At 40.7% G+C, this 16,785-nt stretch carries 11 protein-coding genes; 9 read left to right on the forward strand and 2 right to left on the reverse strand.

Annotated elements, in window-relative coordinates:
• Nucleotides 1-125: 125 nt before the first annotated feature.
• The 7 genes from ACR5KR_RS32025 (at nt 126) to ACR5KR_RS32055 (ending at nt 8,986) form a co-directional block, all read left to right on the forward strand.
• Nucleotides 126-947, forward strand: coding sequence for a class I SAM-dependent methyltransferase (locus ACR5KR_RS32025; protein WP_448269304.1), 822 nt, complete (start codon nt 126-128; stop codon nt 945-947).
• A gap of 449 nt (nt 948-1,396) precedes the next feature.
• Complete coding sequence (locus ACR5KR_RS32030; protein ID WP_448269305.1) at nt 1,397-2,425, forward strand: aliphatic sulfonate ABC transporter substrate-binding protein; 1,029 nt, start codon at nt 1,397-1,399, stop codon at nt 2,423-2,425.
• Nucleotides 2,426-2,767: 342 nt separating this feature from the next.
• Nucleotides 2,768-3,874 carry an aliphatic sulfonate ABC transporter substrate-binding protein gene (locus ACR5KR_RS32035; protein ID WP_448269306.1) on the forward strand — a complete coding sequence of 369 codons (1,107 nt, stop codon included), beginning with the start codon at nt 2,768-2,770 and terminating at the stop codon, nt 3,872-3,874.
• A 37-nt stretch (nt 3,875-3,911) separates the two neighbouring features.
• Entirely contained in the window at nt 3,912-4,775 is an 864-nt protein-coding gene (locus ACR5KR_RS32040) for a TauD/TfdA dioxygenase family protein (RefSeq protein WP_448269307.1), read from the forward strand.
• A 456-nt stretch (nt 4,776-5,231) separates the two neighbouring features.
• On the forward strand, nt 5,232-6,281 hold the full coding sequence (locus ACR5KR_RS32045; RefSeq protein ID WP_448269308.1) for an aliphatic sulfonate ABC transporter substrate-binding protein: 1,050 nt from the start codon (nt 5,232-5,234) through the stop codon (nt 6,279-6,281).
• Nucleotides 6,282-6,650: 369 nt separating this feature from the next.
• Nucleotides 6,651-7,736: a sulfonate ABC transporter substrate-binding protein gene (locus tag ACR5KR_RS32050; RefSeq protein ID WP_448269309.1), complete on the forward strand. Its 1,086-nt coding sequence runs from the start codon at nt 6,651-6,653 to the stop codon at nt 7,734-7,736.
• Nucleotides 7,737-7,948: 212 nt separating this feature from the next.
• Nucleotides 7,949-8,986 (forward strand): aliphatic sulfonate ABC transporter substrate-binding protein, encoded by a 1,038-nt coding sequence (locus ACR5KR_RS32055; RefSeq protein WP_448269310.1) that lies wholly within the window; start codon nt 7,949-7,951, stop codon nt 8,984-8,986.
• A gap of 275 nt (nt 8,987-9,261) precedes the next feature.
• Here the strand turns inward: ACR5KR_RS32055 and ACR5KR_RS32060 are convergent, their stop codons facing one another.
• Nucleotides 9,262-13,086, reverse strand: a complete 3,825-nt coding sequence (locus tag ACR5KR_RS32060) for a PAS domain S-box protein (RefSeq protein WP_448269311.1) — start codon at nt 13,084-13,086, stop codon at nt 9,262-9,264.
• 193 nt (nt 13,087-13,279) lie between these two features.
• The gene (locus tag ACR5KR_RS32065; RefSeq protein ID WP_448269312.1) at nt 13,280-13,534 is read right to left on the reverse strand and encodes a hypothetical protein; all 255 of its coding nucleotides are present in this window, start codon (nt 13,532-13,534) and stop codon (nt 13,280-13,282) included.
• A gap of 368 nt (nt 13,535-13,902) precedes the next feature.
• On the opposite strand from ACR5KR_RS32065, the gene ACR5KR_RS32070 reads away from it, so the two are divergent.
• The gene (locus tag ACR5KR_RS32070; RefSeq protein ID WP_448269313.1) at nt 13,903-14,187 is read left to right on the forward strand and encodes a hypothetical protein; all 285 of its coding nucleotides are present in this window, start codon (nt 13,903-13,905) and stop codon (nt 14,185-14,187) included.
• Between the two features lie 191 nt (nt 14,188-14,378).
• Nucleotides 14,379-16,586 (forward strand): CHASE2 domain-containing protein, encoded by a 2,208-nt coding sequence (locus tag ACR5KR_RS32075; RefSeq protein ID WP_448269314.1) that lies wholly within the window; start codon nt 14,379-14,381, stop codon nt 16,584-16,586.
• The last annotated feature ends 199 nt before the right edge of the window (nt 16,587-16,785 follow it).

The raw sequence follows: 16,785 nt of genomic DNA on the forward strand, positions 1-16,785 counted from the left end.
CATTTGTTCTGTTATCTCCCACATTCGCCAAAGACGCGATGAATCGCGTCTCTACAATCCAAAATCGTTCGACTGAGCTTGTCCTGAGCGTAGCCGAAGTCTAAAATCCAAAATCCTAAATTGATATGACTCAACTAAAAACACTTCCTACCTACGACCCAAGTTTATTTGAGGGAGCTGCTGAGGGCTACGCTCAATATAGAACCAAATACCCACCTATTGTATTCGACAAACTAACCGAAATATTTAATCTCAATGGTCAAGGACGACTCCTTGATTTAGGTACTGGCCCAGGGTTAATTTCAATTCCTCTGCGAACCAAATTTGAAGAAGTTGTGGCGATCGATCCCGATCCTGACATGATTGCAGAAGCTAAACGGCAAGCAGCAGCAGTCGGAGCAAATAATATCACTTGGTTACAACAAGGAGCAGAATTCATCGACGCTAGTTTAGGAAAATTTAAGTTAACCACTATCGGTAGAGCCTTCCACTGGATGGAACGCGAATTAGTGCTTGAGAGCCTTTATGAATTGCTAACTGATGATGGTGGACTAGCACTGCTTCAGACTGGTGATAACCCTTGGGAAAGCAATCTACCTTGGAAACAAGCTGCTGTTGGAGTCGTAAAGAAATGGTTAGGCAATGAGCGGCGGACTGGACAACGAGGACAAGGCACTAGAAAGCCAGTCGATCCTCCTCATGAAGTCGTAATTAGCAATTCGGCTTTTGCTCGTCAAGAAAACTATGAAGTGCTATTTGAAAAATCTTGGACTGTCGATAGCTATCTTGGCTATTTATACACTACAGCCTTCTCTTTGAAAATTTTCTATGGCGATAACGCCCCAGCATTTGAAAAGGATCTTAGAGAAGCGCTACTAGCAGTTGAGCCGTCTGGACATTTTACAGAAGAACTCAAAGCTACAATTTTAATCGCTTGGAAGCACTAGCAAAATTGAACGCGAATAAGACAGAGTTTCACTCACAAGTTTCAATCTTCCACTAGCATCCCCTTGGAGTGGGTACTACTCACTCCACTTCCTAAATTTTGCCCTTTCAACTCTTAAATTCTCAGTTCCTCGAGTCGTTATAGGGTGGGTAATACCCACTCTCTTTTTTATTTTAGACATTCCAAAAAATATTTTTATTTATTAAAAAATGTTTTTTATAACACGTAAACATGATAAAAATGGTTTTTATAAAAGTAGTCAGAGTATCTATAACCAAATACATTCGTCTAAGCCCAATCCCGTTGTAGAGACGCGATTTATCGCGTTTTGGATTTATCGCATTTTGAAAAACCAATTGTCTACTTTTTAAATCTGAATCACCCATAAAATTCAGTCTAACAAAATAAAAACTAAAAATATCCTCTTACCTCAAGAAATTACATTGAATCATGTTTATCAGCTACAGAAAGTCATGGTTGCCTGCGAATATAGCTCGTTATTTTTTGCTAGCATTTACGACTTTCTTGTTAGTTACAGGCTGTAGCTCTCCAAGCACTCAAAGCAATACTCCCCAAGTTGAGCCAACTACTGCAAGCTCAAAAAAACTAGAGGTGATTAATATTGGTCATCAGAGTGGTACACCTGGTCTGAACCTACTTAAAGCTCAAGGCTATTTGGAAAAGCGCTTTGCTTCTGATGGTATTGCTATCAAGTGGATAGAATTTCGAGGTGGCCCGCCAATGATGGAAGCAATGGCCGCAAACAGTGTTGATATTGGCAACGTTGGAAATCTGCCACCAATTTTTGCTCAAGCTGGTGATAATCCCATTGTCTATGTTGCTGCAACTGGTTCTAATGCAGGTGCTCAAGCAGTTATTGTCCGTAAGGATTCACCAATCAAAACTCTTGCGGAACTCAAAGGTAAGAAAGTTGCGATCCAAAAAGGAACTGCTCTGCAATATTTGCTTTTGAAAGCTATAGCAAGTGCTGGATTAACTCTCAATGATATTCAACCTGTTTACCTAACTATTCCAGAAAGTCAGGTTGCTTTTGAAAGTGCTAGAGTTGATGTTTTACCTACTAGCGATCCGTTTTATGCTCGGAAAGAGCGAGCAAATGAAATACGAGTTCTAGCCAAAGGTTCTGATGTCGCTCCCCAAAGGGCCTACTATATCGCTACACGCAATTTTGCTGAAAATCACCCCGACTTAGTGAAGATAATTTTGGAAGAACAAAGAAAAGTAGAAGAATGGGCTAAAGCTAACCCCAATGAAGTTGCTAATTTGTTAGCAGCGCAAACTAGACAAGAACCAGGAGTCTGGAAATGGGCTTTAGAAAGGCGACCTATCTTTGGGGTGTTTGATATAACTGATGAATTTGTTGCTGAACAACAGCAGGTAGTTGAACTTTTTTACAGTCAAAAGCTGATTCCTAAAACTTTTAAAGTCAAAGATGCAGTATGGAAACCTAAGAGTTGATTTATTACAAAATAAGTGATAATTCAGAATGCAATCAGTCCGAATTTTAGACCCACCACTGAATTATTTTTCGATGTAGTTGAGAAGGATTGTCCAGGCTGCTATAGCTATTTACAATCAACAGTGTCGTGCGAAATTTTTATTGACTTATAATAGCTTTGCATAATTTAAGGGTAATAATGATAATAGCTTGACGTAAATTAATACCATTATTTTATAGTTGAAAAATATTGAATTAGTCTAATTTTAAACTATATTAATAAACAAGAGTTTTTTGGTTATTTAGACCGCAATTAATCATAATTTTTCTGACCACCAATCGAGGAATAAATAAAACAACCCATGCCAGCTTTAAAAGGAAAGTTTGAATTCAGAAAAAACCAGAGAACAACGCGTCGTTCGTTGTTGTTTGCTTTGGGCTACTGCTTAATGCTATCGACAGTCTTATCGAGTTGTGGTGAAGCCAAAAATAACACTCAGCAGTCATCAGCTTCCCCTGAGTCTGTAGCTGCATCTAGCACTACACAGAAGTCAACTGAGAAGCAAGTAGTACGGATTGTACGTTCAAAACAACTTTCTGCTTTAGCAGTTTTAGAAAAACAGGGTTCCTTAGAAAAGCGATTAGAGCCTCTGGGTTTTAAAGTACAGTGGCCTGAGTTTGCGGCTGGGCCACAACAGCTAGAAGCATTGAATGCCAATGGACTGGATATCGCATCTACAGCCGAATCGCCTCCTGTATTTTCACAAGCAGCCGGAGCGCCTCTTGTTTATCTAGCTACTACACGCCCCAGTGGTAAAGCCATTTCACTTTTAGTTCCTGTAAACTCTCCAGTTAAAAGTGTTGCCGATTTGAAGGGTAAAAAAGTAGCTTTCCAGAAAGCTTCTATCGGTCACTACTTATTAGTTAAAGCCTTAGAAGATGCCGGACTAAAACTGAGCGATGTCCAATCAGTTTTTTTACCGCCGCCAGACGCAAATGTGGCATTTAGTCAGAACAAGGTGGATGCTTGGTATATTTGGGAGCCATTTGCTACTCGAAATGTACAAAATAAAATAGCTCGTGTTTTAGCAGATGGTGGTAAGTTGCGAGATACTGGCAACTTTTATTCAACTTCACGCCAATTTTATCAGGCTCATCCTGATGTTATCAAAGTGTTTCTAGAGGAACTAGAAAAGGCAGAAATCTGGACTAAGGATCATCCCAAAGAAGTAGCACAACTGCTTGCTCCTGTAACTCAACTAGATCCACCAACTCTAGAAATAATGCATAAAAAATATGACTATGGGTTGCTACCAATCACTGATAAAACTATTACTAAGCAACAGGAAGTTGCAGATAAGTGGTATAGCTTAGGGCTTATCCCCAAGAAGGTAAATGTTAGAGACGGTTTTTTGACACCTGAAGAGTACGCCAAAATTACTCCTTCAGAGGTTCTAGCGAATAAGTAGTTATCCCCAAGAAGAAACTAAAATTCAGGAGAATATTATGTCTACCTCGACTTTGACAAAGGTTAAAATTAGGTCTATTGATGCTCCTTTGGGAGCGATAGTTACCGATCTTGATGCCAGTCAAGCGATCGCACCTGAAGTCATATTACAACTTAAAGCAGCTCTGCGCGATCGCCACATCTTGATCTTCAAAGACCAAAAGCTCTCTGATGAACAACTTTTGAACTTTTCTTTATACTTTGGCGCACTCTTTGTACCATCTGATGAAACTCCAGTATTGGCTTCTAAACCAGGAGAAACTCCGGTGGTGATTCCGATTTCCAATGTCGATGGTGGCTATACCGGTACTGGAGAACTCACTTTCCATTCCGATCACAAATGGACTCCTACCCCATCTAGTGGTTCGCTTCTTTATGCGTTGGAAATACCAACTCATGGTGGAGATACTTATTGGTTAAATACCAATTTAGCTTATGAGGCATTAGATGAAGCCACCAAAGAACGGATTGCAGATTTACAGTTAATTACCTACAACCCATTTTTGCGAGATCGGAATGCACCCCGGTCTTTGTATCGTTTAGACAAAACTATTCCTTTAATCAGTCCGATCTTTCCCCATCCTTTAGTTAGAACCCATCCAGAGAGTGGGAAAAAGCATCTTTATTTAGATGCTGCTACAGAAGTGGAAATTGTCGGGTTAGAGCCGGAAGAAGGATCTAAACTGATTGAACAATTGAGGCAACATCTAAATCAACCCAAGTTCTACTACCAACACAAATGGTCTGTAGGCGATATTGTCTATTGGGATAATCAAGCTACCTTACATTACCGTCAAGCATTCGATCCGAATGAGCGACGAGTATTAAAGCGGGTTAGCCTTGCAGGTAGTCGTCCCTTTTAGGATTTATAGCTCAGAAGATTAAGCTGATGGACGTTTAAATATACCTTTTATTGGTCAAAAGTCAAGAATAACTTTTGACCAATAAAACTTGTCTAAATATCATACTCTATGCTTGTAAATCAAAAATAGTAAAAAATATTTTTTGTTTAAAAACAAGTGTTCATGAATACTTTATTTTTAGACCAAACTTGATAAACTCTAGACTGAAAATGAGAGTTGTTAGCACTCATTAAAAGCGCTAATCCGAAAATTATTAAATTTAACTAGAAAAATATTATGGGGCTTTTAAAATCTTTGCAAAGGCTAAATTTGTCTAGCAATAAACCTCTGCACTCAAAAGTCAAAAATACTAAAATAGTATGTGAATCTAGCCTAAATACTAAATTTATAGAAGCTAAATATCAAATTGAGACTAAACATATATCTTTATTAATTGCTGCTTGCATCACTATACCAATGAGCATAGTTGGTTGTAATCAAGAAACTCAAAATACTCAAAACCAACTATCGCCAATTAATACACTATCTCAAAGTAAAACAGTCTCTAATACTCCACAAAAACAAGAGCTACGAGTTGTTTATTCTAAGCTTGGTTCTCTTGCAGTGATGAGAAAGCAAGGAACTCTAGAAAAAAGTTTGGCAGCAAAGAATTTTACTGTCAAGTGGCTAGAGTTTGCTGCTGGCCCACAAGCTTTAGAAGCGTTAAATGCTGGTTCCCTTGACATCGCAGCCACAGCTGAGTCACCGCCTATATTTGCTCAAGCCGCAGGTACACCTCTTGTATATATTGCAACAACTCGATTTAATGGTAGAGGAGTTTCTTTTTTAGTACCAAAAAACTCTCCGATTAAAAGTGTTGCTGACTTTAAAGGCAAAAAAGTTTCTTTTCAAAAAGCCTCTATCGCTCACTATGTCTTACTAAAAGCGTTACAAAAAGAGGGACTCAAACTGAGTGATGTAAAATCTCTTTTTCTCCCACCTCCAGATGCAAATGTGGCTTTTAGTCAGGGAGGAATTGATGTTTGGGTAATTTGGGAACCTTACATTACCAGAAATGTTCAAAAAAATCTTGGCCGTGTATTAATAGATGGGCAAGGACTTCAGGATATTGGTAGCTTTTATACTACCTCACGTAAATTTGCTAAAGAGCATCCTGATATTCTCAAAGTTTTTTTAGAAGAGTTTATCAAAGCTGAAGATTGGTCACAAAAAAATATTGATAAGTTAGCAGAACTTGAAACGGGTGACGTTGGTATTGATGTACCTACTCTCAAAACAATTCATAGTAAAGCAGTATATGGTCTACTACCAATAACCGATGAAGTTGTTAAAAAACAACAACAAATAGCTGATTTATGGTATGCACAAGGACTTTTACCAAAAAAAGTTAATGTCAAAGATGGAGTACTTTCTCCAGAAGAATATGCAGCATTCACACCTGATTCAATTAAATCTAATAAGTACAGCAGATTGCAAGTGAATGAAGTACAAAAATACCCCCCCTAACCCTCCCCTTGGAAAGGGGAGGGAACTAGATTGAGAATTTTCCCCCTTTACAAGGGGGGATTAAGCAGGGTGGTTTCATACGAAAAAAGAAAAATACATAAGTCTTGATTTCTCATATATAACCATAGATTTTGACCCCTCTCCAAACCTCTCCCCGAAGCGGAGAGAGGCTTTGAAACCTATTTTTAGTTTTTCTCTCGTTGTATGAAACCACCCTGCTTTACAAGGGGGGATTAAGGGGGGTAAAAGATGTACTTCATTTAGATGCAAACTGCTGTAAATCATTGTAATTAACTTTAAAAAATTGAATATTTTCATTTACTGACTGATGGTTTTATACCAGTATCTATCGAAAAGTGAGGAGCAAAAATGTTTAATAATTTTGTGAAAACTAAGACAACAGTCATCAATAAATTTGCCTTATTTATAATATCTGGTTTTGTAGTATCTACTACTTTAATCAGTTGTACGTCAACTGTATCTAACACAAATATAGGAAGCGCTCCGAAAGCAGAGCCAGCAGGAGCTAAGACTATAACTTTTAAAACAAAGGTACTGCGAATAGGGTATCAAAGCTCTGGTGATTTAGTTAGAGTCAGAGGAGTTTTAGAAAAACGTTTGGAGCCTTTGGGCTTAAAAGTCGAGTGGTCACAATTTGCTCAAGGGCCACAACTTATGGAAGCGATGAATGTGGGCAAAATTGACATTGGCTCGGTTGGAGAAACGCCTCCGATCTTTGCCCAAGCTGCGGGTGCAAGAATCATTTATTTGGCTGGGAGAAGACTTGGGCCTAATTCAGGTAAAGGTAGTGCGATCGCAGTTCCGAAAAACTCTCCAATTAAAAAATTAGCTGATATTAAAGGTCAAAAAGTAGTCTTTCAAAAAGGTTCTGCTTCTCACTATTTTATCATTCAAGCCTTAAAAGAAGTAGGTTTAAAATATAGTGATATTCAAGTCTTAAGTATGCCCAATGTGGAAGCCCGTGGCGCATTTATTCAAGGCACTATTCCAGTTTGGGTAACTGGCGATCCTCATTTAGCTTTGGTAGAAAAACTCCACGGTGCGCGTGTCCTTAGAGATGCAACCAATATCGGGACTCCAGGCGGATATTATGTAGGAACACGAGAATTTGCTAAGGAAAATCCCGAATTAGTTCGGATCATTTTAGAAGAAATTGAGAAAAATGGTGAATGGGCAGAAGCGAATCGTAAAGAAGTAGCGAAACTTATAGCACCTGTACTCAAAATTGATTTACCTATTCAAGAAGTAATTTCTAGCCGTGCTAATTATCGCTTAAAAGGAATTACTCCAGAACTAATGCAAGCTCAACAAAATGTTGCTGATTTGTTCTATAACGAAAAAATCTTACCCAAAAAAATTGATGTTAAAGAAGCATTGCTCACGCCTCAAGAATATGCAGCTATTACTCCACCAACACTGATAAGTGAAAAGTAGAGAATAATCAAATATGAAGTTTGTTTTTTTAACAAACTAGAATACCAATTTACTAAATCCAAAAGAGATTTGTTGAATTAGCAGAATCTCAATTTTTGCTCGTGGATTGGTATTCTAGGAGGTTTAAATAATAACTTCCTATAATCTTACTTCCTGAAAGAAAGTAAGACTGACAACGTAAAAGCTAAAACTTGCGAGGAAAATTATAACTGATGAACAAGTCATTTCAACCACAACGCCGTACAGTCTTAAAGCGTGTTGTTCAATATTCTGCATTGGGACTGTTTACTTTATTATCTCCCTTGGCTGGTAGCCTTATACAAAGCACTCAAGCGGTGCCTGCCAAAGTAATTAACTTGGCTTATCAAAGTTCTGGTGATATTGTCAAGTCTAAAAAAGCTGTTGAGCCACGTTTCAAAGCATTGGGTATAACTGTGAATTGGGTTGGGCCATTTGCAGCAGGGCCGCAATTGATAAAAGCACTGAATGAAGGTAAAGTGGATATCGGTAATGTGGGAGAGACACCTCCAATATTTGACCAAGCCGCACGCCCAGGCCTCATCCCTGAAGTTGTCTATCTTACTGGACGCACGCCCAGCGATGGTACAAACCAAGGTATTGTGGTGAAAGCTAATTCTCCTATTAAGAAAGTAGCCGATCTTAAAGGGAAGAAAATTGCTTTTCAAGTAGGTTCCAATGCACAGTATTTACTAACAAAAGCGTTGAAAGAGGTAGGGTTAAAAATTAGCGATATTCAAATCGTTGCTTTGACTCCACCTGAAGCCCGCGATGCCTTTCTTCAAAACAAGGCTGACGCGTGGGTGGGTAGCGATCCCCTTTTAGCTGCTGTGGAAAATACTACTCCGATTCGGAATCTGAGAAATGCAAAAGGAATTAATACTCTCGGCGGGTTTTATATTGGCAGGCGTGCATTTGTTACCCAAAATCCGCAATTGGTGCGAGTGTTTTTAGAGGAAGCACAGAAGGTAGGAGAAGCGGCTGAAAAAAACCCAAGCGATTATGCCAAAATTTTAGTTGATGAACAGAAATTAGATCCAGCAGTTGCACTAAAGGTGGCAAGCCGTCGTACTTATAAATTGAGAAGACTGACACCTGCGATCGTTGCCGAACAACAGGGCGTTGCTGATTTTTATTTTGCAGAAAAAGTCATCTCGCGTAAGATTGATATCAAACAAGGGATTCTTTCCGATCTACAATATAAAGCGAGCATACCTGATAATATCAAGTAATGGTAAACAGGTAGAGACAGGTTTATTCAGCTATTACACATTTGTCATTTGTGGTTATTGAGCTATTAACTTGGCTAGCTATTACACTGTAGCGGAAGTTTGCCTAACTTGAACAAGGGGCTTAACAAGTTGCTCAACTAACTTGTTAAGCCTATTGTTTGGTTAAGTAAAAACCAAGGAAGGAACAAGCGATCGCAAATATTCTTACAGATATGATTTCAAACTGACAATTAGTTTTAATTGTATCAAGTAATGGCGAACAGATAGAGGCAGGTTTATTCAGCGATTAAGTTAGCGATCGCATCTACTAACTCGCTTGGCTCTACTGGTTTGGCAATATGCTTGTTAAATCCGGCTCTTAGTACCTGTTGAGCGTTGATTTCTCCAGCATAGGCGGTAAGTGCGATCGCGCGAATTTTTCCTCCCTGCTCTGGTGGCAATGTTCTCAACTGTCGCATGAACATACATCCATCTACTTCTGGCATCCCAATATCGCTTAAAAGTATATCTGGCAAGGATTGGGCTAAAGTAGCTAGGGCTTCATTTGCTGATGTTACTGCTGTAACATTTGCCCCATACTGCTCTAGTAAGAAGACAATAAATTCTCGCGTATCTGTATCATCATCCACTACTAAAATTTTCACACCATTCAAATTTGAGGATGGCTCAGAATTGCTACTATCTTGTTTAATTTCTAATTGATTTTGGATTAACGGTAATCTGACAGTAAAAGTTGCCCCCCGATCTTCACCTCCACTTTCTACTTGGACTGTGCCGCCATGCAATTCGACTAAATGACGGACGATCGCTAATCCTAACCCCAATCCACCAAATTTTCTGGTGGTGCTGCTATTCTCTTGACGAAAATATTCAAACACGTAAGGTAGAAAATTGGGGTCGATGCCTTTCCCTGTGTCGCTGACTTGAATGATTGCTGAGTTGGAATTTGACTTAGAATATGATGATAGTCGAATATCAACCCGTCCGCCTTCTGGTGTAAATTTAACCGCATTTGAGAGCAAGTTCCAAACGATTTGCTGCAATCGGCTGGAGTCTCCCAAAACTTGTCCCAAATTTGGTTCTAGGCTGATGTGCATCTCAATTGATTTAGCTTCTGCTGATAGCCGCACTGTCTCCATTGCTGCCGAAATCACAGATGTCAGATCGACTGGGTAGATATTCAAGCTGATTTTACCTTGTAAAATCCGGGAGATATCCAGTAAGTCTTCAATCAGTTGAGCCTGTAATTTCGCATTTCGCTCAATAGTCTTCAGCGCTTGAGGAATTGTCTTTTCATCAAGTTTTTTGGTTTGGAGTAGCTTTGACCAACCTAAAATTGGGTTGAGTGGCGATCGCAATTCATGAGAAAGTACTGCCAGAAACTCATCTTTTATCCGGTTGGCATTTTCTGCTGCTTTCCGAGCGGTTTGTTCTGCCTCGTATAGACGGGCACGTTCCATCGCTTGTGCGCACTGCTGTGCGAGTGCCAGCATAAAGGCTCGATCGTCTTGATTAAATTTCTGAATTTCGGTAAAAGCTAGAGACATTCCCCCAATAGCTTGTCCCTCGATCAGCAATGGAATCGAAATCCAAGCGTTGTAGTTGGACTGAGCATATTCCTTGGTAAGATTTGAGTAACGAGCAATCCTCGCTTCGGTTGGCTCTTCCCAAATAGGCTGCTTAGTTCTTACTGCTTCTGCCAGTGGCGCGGGTGCATTAATCGAGAATCGACGCCATGAATCTACTATTTCTTGTTGCCCGCCAACAGTTCGGATAAGTTCTAATTCAGCGCCGTTTTGAGTCAGTAGTGCCACAAAAACAGAACTAGCTCCCAAAGCTGCTATACCTTGCTCTACAATTACTTCAACAACTTGTGTCGCAGTTAAAGATTCAGAAAGGGCAGCAGTAATTGCTTGCAGACGGGTAGTGCGAGATGCTGCGCGTAAAGCCGCCTGTTGAGATTGCTGGGCTTCTCTGTAGAGTCGGGCATTATCAACTGCGATCGCTGCCCGGCTAGCTAACTCCTCAGCTAACATCAGGCTTTTGTTATCGTAGAAACGACCTGAAGAAGATACCAAAGTTATAGCTCCCAGCACTCGTCCTCGAAGGATTAGTGGTACGCTCATCCCAGATGTTGGATTTAGTTCTTGCAAGACTTTGAAGTGACTGGCGTTGTAGGTTAACCCTTGGAGCTGTTCCTCAGAAATAAAATGAGTAATTTGTGATTTGCCTGTCCGTATTACCTTCGCAACACCTGCTGTTTGTGCCAAATCAGGCGGATAATTTTGTAACTGTTCTACCAATTCTTGTTTCTCTGGATTGGTATGGGCTGTTGCAAGCCGGCGAACTAATTGATTGTCACCAATAATATCAACTAAGCACCAATCAGCGATTTCCGGCACTGCTAAACGCGCCAAACCTGCTAGAGTTGTTTGATAGTCCAATGATGCAGCCAAAATTCCACTAGCTTCAGCTAAGAAACGCTGCTCCTCTTCCACTTGTTTGCGCTTAGTGATATCTCGCGAAGACCCTTGCATCTCTAAAATTTCTTGAGTTTGGCGATCGCGAATAGCTCGAATAGTTGCTTCCAACCAGATATAATGCCCGTCTTTGTGACGAGCGCGGTGAGTAACGGTATAAATATCTGGTAAATCGGCATTGACCGGGTAATTCCTGGCAATCTCTGCCAAATCTTCTGGGTGAACTAACTCCTGGCTGGGATGACCGACTAGTTCCTCTGGTTGATACCCCAATACTGTATGGCAAGCTGGTGAAACATACAGAAGAATTCCATCTACTGTGTGGCGAGAAATAATATCAGTTGAATTCTCAGCCAGCAGCCGAAAACACGCCTCACTCTCGCGCAGTTTTGCCTCTGCCTGCTTGCGTAGATTAACGTTACGGAAATAAAGTGATAACCCTGTGGCTGAAGGATAGGCGCGAACTGCAAACCATGCATCAAAGGGTGGGTAATAATCTTCAAGCTCAAGCGGCATTCCTAGAGCAACTGCGCTTTGATAAAGTTGACCAAAGCTAGTATTAGCCAGTTCTGGAAACTCTGACCACAAATTTTTTCCGAGCAGATCCTCGCAGGAACGCCCCAGAGTTCTGCTTCCCTCATGATTGAGATAGGTAAAGCGCCATTCATTGTCAAAGGCAAGAAAGCCGTCAGTGATGCTCTCTAAAATCTTGGTAACTTGCTCCTTAGCAGTTTCAGCCTCAACACGAGCCGCTTGCTCTCGCTCAAACAGCTGTTCCCGCTCGGCTTCTGCTTGCTTGCGCTCCGTGATTTCTTGACAGATTGCACCCACCCAAGTAATATCACTTGGTAGTTTAATCGGATAATAATTTACCGACCAGTGCCGCTGCTTTCCAGGTGCGGCGGGTGTCTCTCCACTGGCCTCTTGGGTAATAGATTCTCCCGTCTCGATCGCATGGTGTAAAGCTTCCATCACCCCAGGATCTACCCCAGGTAGCACTTGAGCGACGGTCTTACCTATATGCGCTTCTTGAGGAAAACCGTTAATCTCAGCTAAAGCGTCATTCAAGCGAACGTATCTCAATTCCTCATCCCATAGACCAATACCTACAGGGGCGTTATTAAAGAGGGTATCAAGCAGAACGTTAGCTTCAACCAAACGAGTCTGTTCTGTTTTCAGTAGCGCTAACAGTTGCTCGCGTTCTGCCTCAGCTTGCTTGCGTTCGCTGATATCCACGCACATTCCTACCCATTCCTGGATTTCGCCTGATTCGTCAAGTATAGGCACACCGCGTATAACCATGTCACGGTATTCGCCGTCATGCCGTAAAACGCGATACTCGGCAACTGCAACGCTGCGCCCAAAAAAGGCTTGTCTCCAAATAGCAGCTACAGATGTCCGGTCATCTGGGTGTAGTGCCTCAAACCAACCCCATCCTTTGTATTGTTCGGGACTTTGACCTGTGAACGCCTCCCAAGTCGGAATCTCGTCAACAACGTTGCCCCAAGGCCCAGCGCTCCAAACGATGGATGCGCTTGCTTCTGCCAGTGAGCGGTAGCGTGCTTCACTATGACGCAGATTTTCTTCTACTTGCTGCTGTTCATCCAAATCTTGTCGCAAATCTGTAACCTCTCAAGCTTTCAGGTTATCAATTAAATCTTTAAGTAAGTCGGCACAATAAAACCATACTATATGAAGAAAAATTAACTAGGCTAAAACTCTCTTTCCTCCTGCCCAATTTCAACGATAAATTTTTCCACCCACCTACTTAACAATGGTAGAATTTTCCTCTCCAATCGAGACACCTGGAATTTCAAAAATCTGACAATATTTTTCCTCCCTTTCTCGCAGTAGTGACGAGCTTCGCTGCTGCAAACGACTGCTCGAATTCAATAAACGACTGCCCGAATTCAATAAACGACTGCCCGAATTCAATAAACGACTGCCCGAATTCAATAAACGACCGCCCGAATTCAATAAACGGCTGCCCGAATTCAATAAACGGCTGCCCGAATTCAATAAACGGCTGCCCGAATTCAATAAACGACCGCCCGAATTCGACGAACATACCTTTGACATTTGAGCTTGTGCCTTGTTACCAGTTTTACTTGTGATAGTTTGAGGCACTGCCGAGTCTACCAAACCAACTGTCAATCCTTGGCTGTTCGATTAGATATAGCAGATGCTATAACTTTGACTCCATCTGTCTACAGCTATAGACCTTAGACTTCTTGCATAAGTCGGGAAAAGGGAAAGGGGGAAGGGGAAAAGGTTCTGTATTATCCCCTTCGCCTTTAACCAAAACCTTTTCCCCAAGAGTGCAAAAAGCACAAATGCCAAGAGGTCTCTTGTAAGTTGGTGATTATGTATTACATCAATTATTATGCAAGCTATTTAAGCTAGTAATAGAATTGTTTCAATTCAGGGGATAAGAATATGAAGGTTTGGCTTGCTTGCTTTTTGGTGCTGTTTGCCTTAGCAGAACTGTTTGACTGGTTGCAAGAATTTAATCTGCCATTACCTATCTATATTTTGGGTGGCGCTTTTTTAGCTGTTGCTTCTAATTATGATAAAATTGTTGGCTCCTATTTTCCAGATTCCAGCATTGAAGCATCACTTGAACAACCTCAGTTAGATTCACTAACTCCATCTACTAATCCGATTTCTTTCCCAATTAGCAATCCTGTTGAAGATGTTCAAACATCTCAAACAGATGATTAGGGCTTGTCTGATTCTATGGTTGACGCTGGGCGTAAGCTTGCTTTAAAAGTAGGAATACGTCAAAGTCTCTAACTAACAAGTAAATTGTTACATTAATAGGAGCTTTAGGTTAATTAGCTTTTAACCTAGATTCCCAAAATTGACTTCTGCACTTACAACATCTACCCAATTCAGGCTACCGCCTCAACGCCGTGATTAGTGGACTATTAGAAAAACTCCGCGTACCTTTTGTCAAAGTTCAGGATTCTCGTGAAACTTCTAAGAGCAAAAGTTGGCTGCAAATTATTTTTGTTACCAGTATAGGAGTTACCGCCTTTATCTGGGGAGTTCGGGAACTCAAATGGTTACAGCCTTGGGAGTTAAGAGTTTACGATTGGATGTTGCGATCGCGTCCATCAGAAGCACCCGATCGGCGGATTTTACTAGTAAAAATTACTGATAAAGATATCAAACGCGAGAAATGGCCTCTATCAGATCGGACAATCAATCAGTTATTAAAGAAAATAGAGTCTTATCAACCGCGAATTGTTGGTTTATATCTTTTCCGACCAGAAGACAAGAATTTAGCGGCTAATTTCCAAAATCAAGATAACATTGTCACTACCTGTTTGTTCAGCAGTTTGGGTAGAGATGAAATTCCCCCGCCGCCAAATGTCCATATAGATAATGTTGGGTTTAGCGATGTGGTCGCTGACAATGAAAACGACCAAAGTCTCCGCCGTACTTTATTATTTGCCAACTCTACAGACAAGAAATGTACAACATCATTTGCATTTGGTGCATTAATTGCAATTAATTATCTAGAAAAACAAGGTATTGCATACGATTTCACTAAAAAAGGAGATTTTATCTTAGGTAAAACCTTGTTTGTGCGTTTACAACCTAATTCTGGTGGCTACCAACATTTGGATACACAGGGCTATCAAATATTATTAAATTACCGTCACCCCAATAGCCTCGCCGACCAAGTAAGCCTCACAGATGTTCTTAGCGATCGAGTCAACCCCAGTTTATTCAAAGACCGTCTGGTAATTATTGGCACTACAGCAGCTAATATCCCTCCAAGTGGCTTTTATACGCCCTACAGCGCGTTACCAGATCAACCAGCTAGAATGCCTGCTCTGTTTATTCATGCACAAATAGCAAGTCAACTCATCAGTACAGTGTTGGATGGGCGACCCTTGATTTGGTATTGGCCCGACTGGGTAGAACTTATTTGGGTGTGGGGCTGGTCGCTATTAGGTGGTGTTTTAGTATTGCGGTGGCAAAATCCGCTGCTTTTGCTAGTGGTGGTAGGGATAACTCTATTTGGCTTAGTAGTAATCTGCGTTGCTTTGTTTTTGCAAGCTGGATGGGTGCCATTAATCCCTCCTGCTCTTGCTTTGGCGATTAGTAGTATCTGTGCGATCGCTTATACTAGCTACCAAAATCAACAGCAAACTCAGGTGATTGTTCTGCAAGTTGAAAAACAACAAGAAGCGATCGCCCAATTAAATATACTCTTAGAAGATAAAACAGCAATTCCCGACTCGTCTGTTGACTTTCTTCCTCCAGTTGATTCACCCGAAATAAAATCAGGTGATTTGCTTTTGAGTGGACGCTACAAAATCTCTCAAACTCTTGGTGCAGGTGGATTTGGTCGGACTTATTTAGCACAGGATACTCAACGACCCGGTAATCCTACTTGTGTAGTTAAAAAGTTAATGCCAGCCCGTCAAGATACACGATTTTTGCAAGTCGCCCGCAGATTGTTTCATAGTGAAGCTGAAATTTTAGAAATTTTGGGTAAACATCATCAGATTCCTGAACTACTTGCTTATTTTGAAGATAATCAAGAATTTTATTTAATTCAACAATATATTGAGGGACATACCCTAAGTGAAGAATTACCACCCGTACAAAATGTGCAAAACGAATCATTTGTGATGGAAATGCTTAAACAAGTTTTAGAAGTTCTAGAATTTGTTCATCAACATCGAGTGATTCATCGGGATCTCAAACCGACTAATATTATTAGATGCGCTCAAAATAATCGACTGGTATTGATTGACTTTGGTGCTGTGAAATTGATGCAACCGCCGAGTAGCGAGCAAACAGAATTAGCCACAGTAGCCATTGGGACGCGGGGTTATGCACCTCCAGAACAATTTGCCGGTCATCCCCGCTTATGTAGTGACATTTATGCTTTAGGAATGATTGCTATTCAAGCTATAACTGGGATACCACCGCAAGAACTCCACCCAGATCCAGAAACGGGGAATGTGATGTGGCGACAAACCGTGCAAGTAAGTGAAGAATTAGCGGCAATTTTAGATAAAATGGTTTGCTATCATTTTAGCGATCGCTATCAATCAGCCACCGCAGTTTTACAAGATTTAAAACGTTTTTCAACTAAGTGAACTGGTTGGGGATTAGGGACTGGGATATATACAGCAGATTTCAACGAAAATGAGATACATACTCCTGAATTATGAATTCTGAATTTTGCTGTATCAATTCACTTCTAGCGCTCCTAAAGTTTTTAAAGTTACTACCTGTCTCAACGTTTGTTGAAAATCTGGACTCACCGCAACTGCCCAAACACTGTTTGAGTCTACC

This window comes from Nostoc sp. DSM 114159 (genome assembly GCF_053470285.1).

Bases quoted from the DNA above. Each gene is read 5' to 3' on its own strand.
- ACR5KR_RS32025 (WP_448269304.1), top strand. From the start codon at position 126: ATGACTCAACTAAAAACACTTCCTACCTACGACCCAAGTTTATTTGAG.
- ACR5KR_RS32030 (WP_448269305.1), top strand. From the start codon at position 1,397: ATGTTTATCAGCTACAGAAAGTCATGGTTGCCTGCGAATATAGCTCGT.
- ACR5KR_RS32035 (WP_448269306.1), top strand. From the start codon at position 2,768: ATGCCAGCTTTAAAAGGAAAGTTTGAATTCAGAAAAAACCAGAGAACA.
- ACR5KR_RS32040 (WP_448269307.1), top strand. From the start codon at position 3,912: ATGTCTACCTCGACTTTGACAAAGGTTAAAATTAGGTCTATTGATGCT.
- ACR5KR_RS32045 (WP_448269308.1), top strand. From the start codon at position 5,232: ATGAGCATAGTTGGTTGTAATCAAGAAACTCAAAATACTCAAAACCAA.
- ACR5KR_RS32050 (WP_448269309.1), top strand. From the start codon at position 6,651: ATGTTTAATAATTTTGTGAAAACTAAGACAACAGTCATCAATAAATTT.
- ACR5KR_RS32055 (WP_448269310.1), top strand. From the start codon at position 7,949: ATGAACAAGTCATTTCAACCACAACGCCGTACAGTCTTAAAGCGTGTT.
- ACR5KR_RS32065 (WP_448269312.1), bottom strand. From the start codon at position 13,534: ATGTTCGTCGAATTCGGGCGGTCGTTTATTGAATTCGGGCAGCCGTTT.
- ACR5KR_RS32070 (WP_448269313.1), top strand. From the start codon at position 13,903: ATGAAGGTTTGGCTTGCTTGCTTTTTGGTGCTGTTTGCCTTAGCAGAA.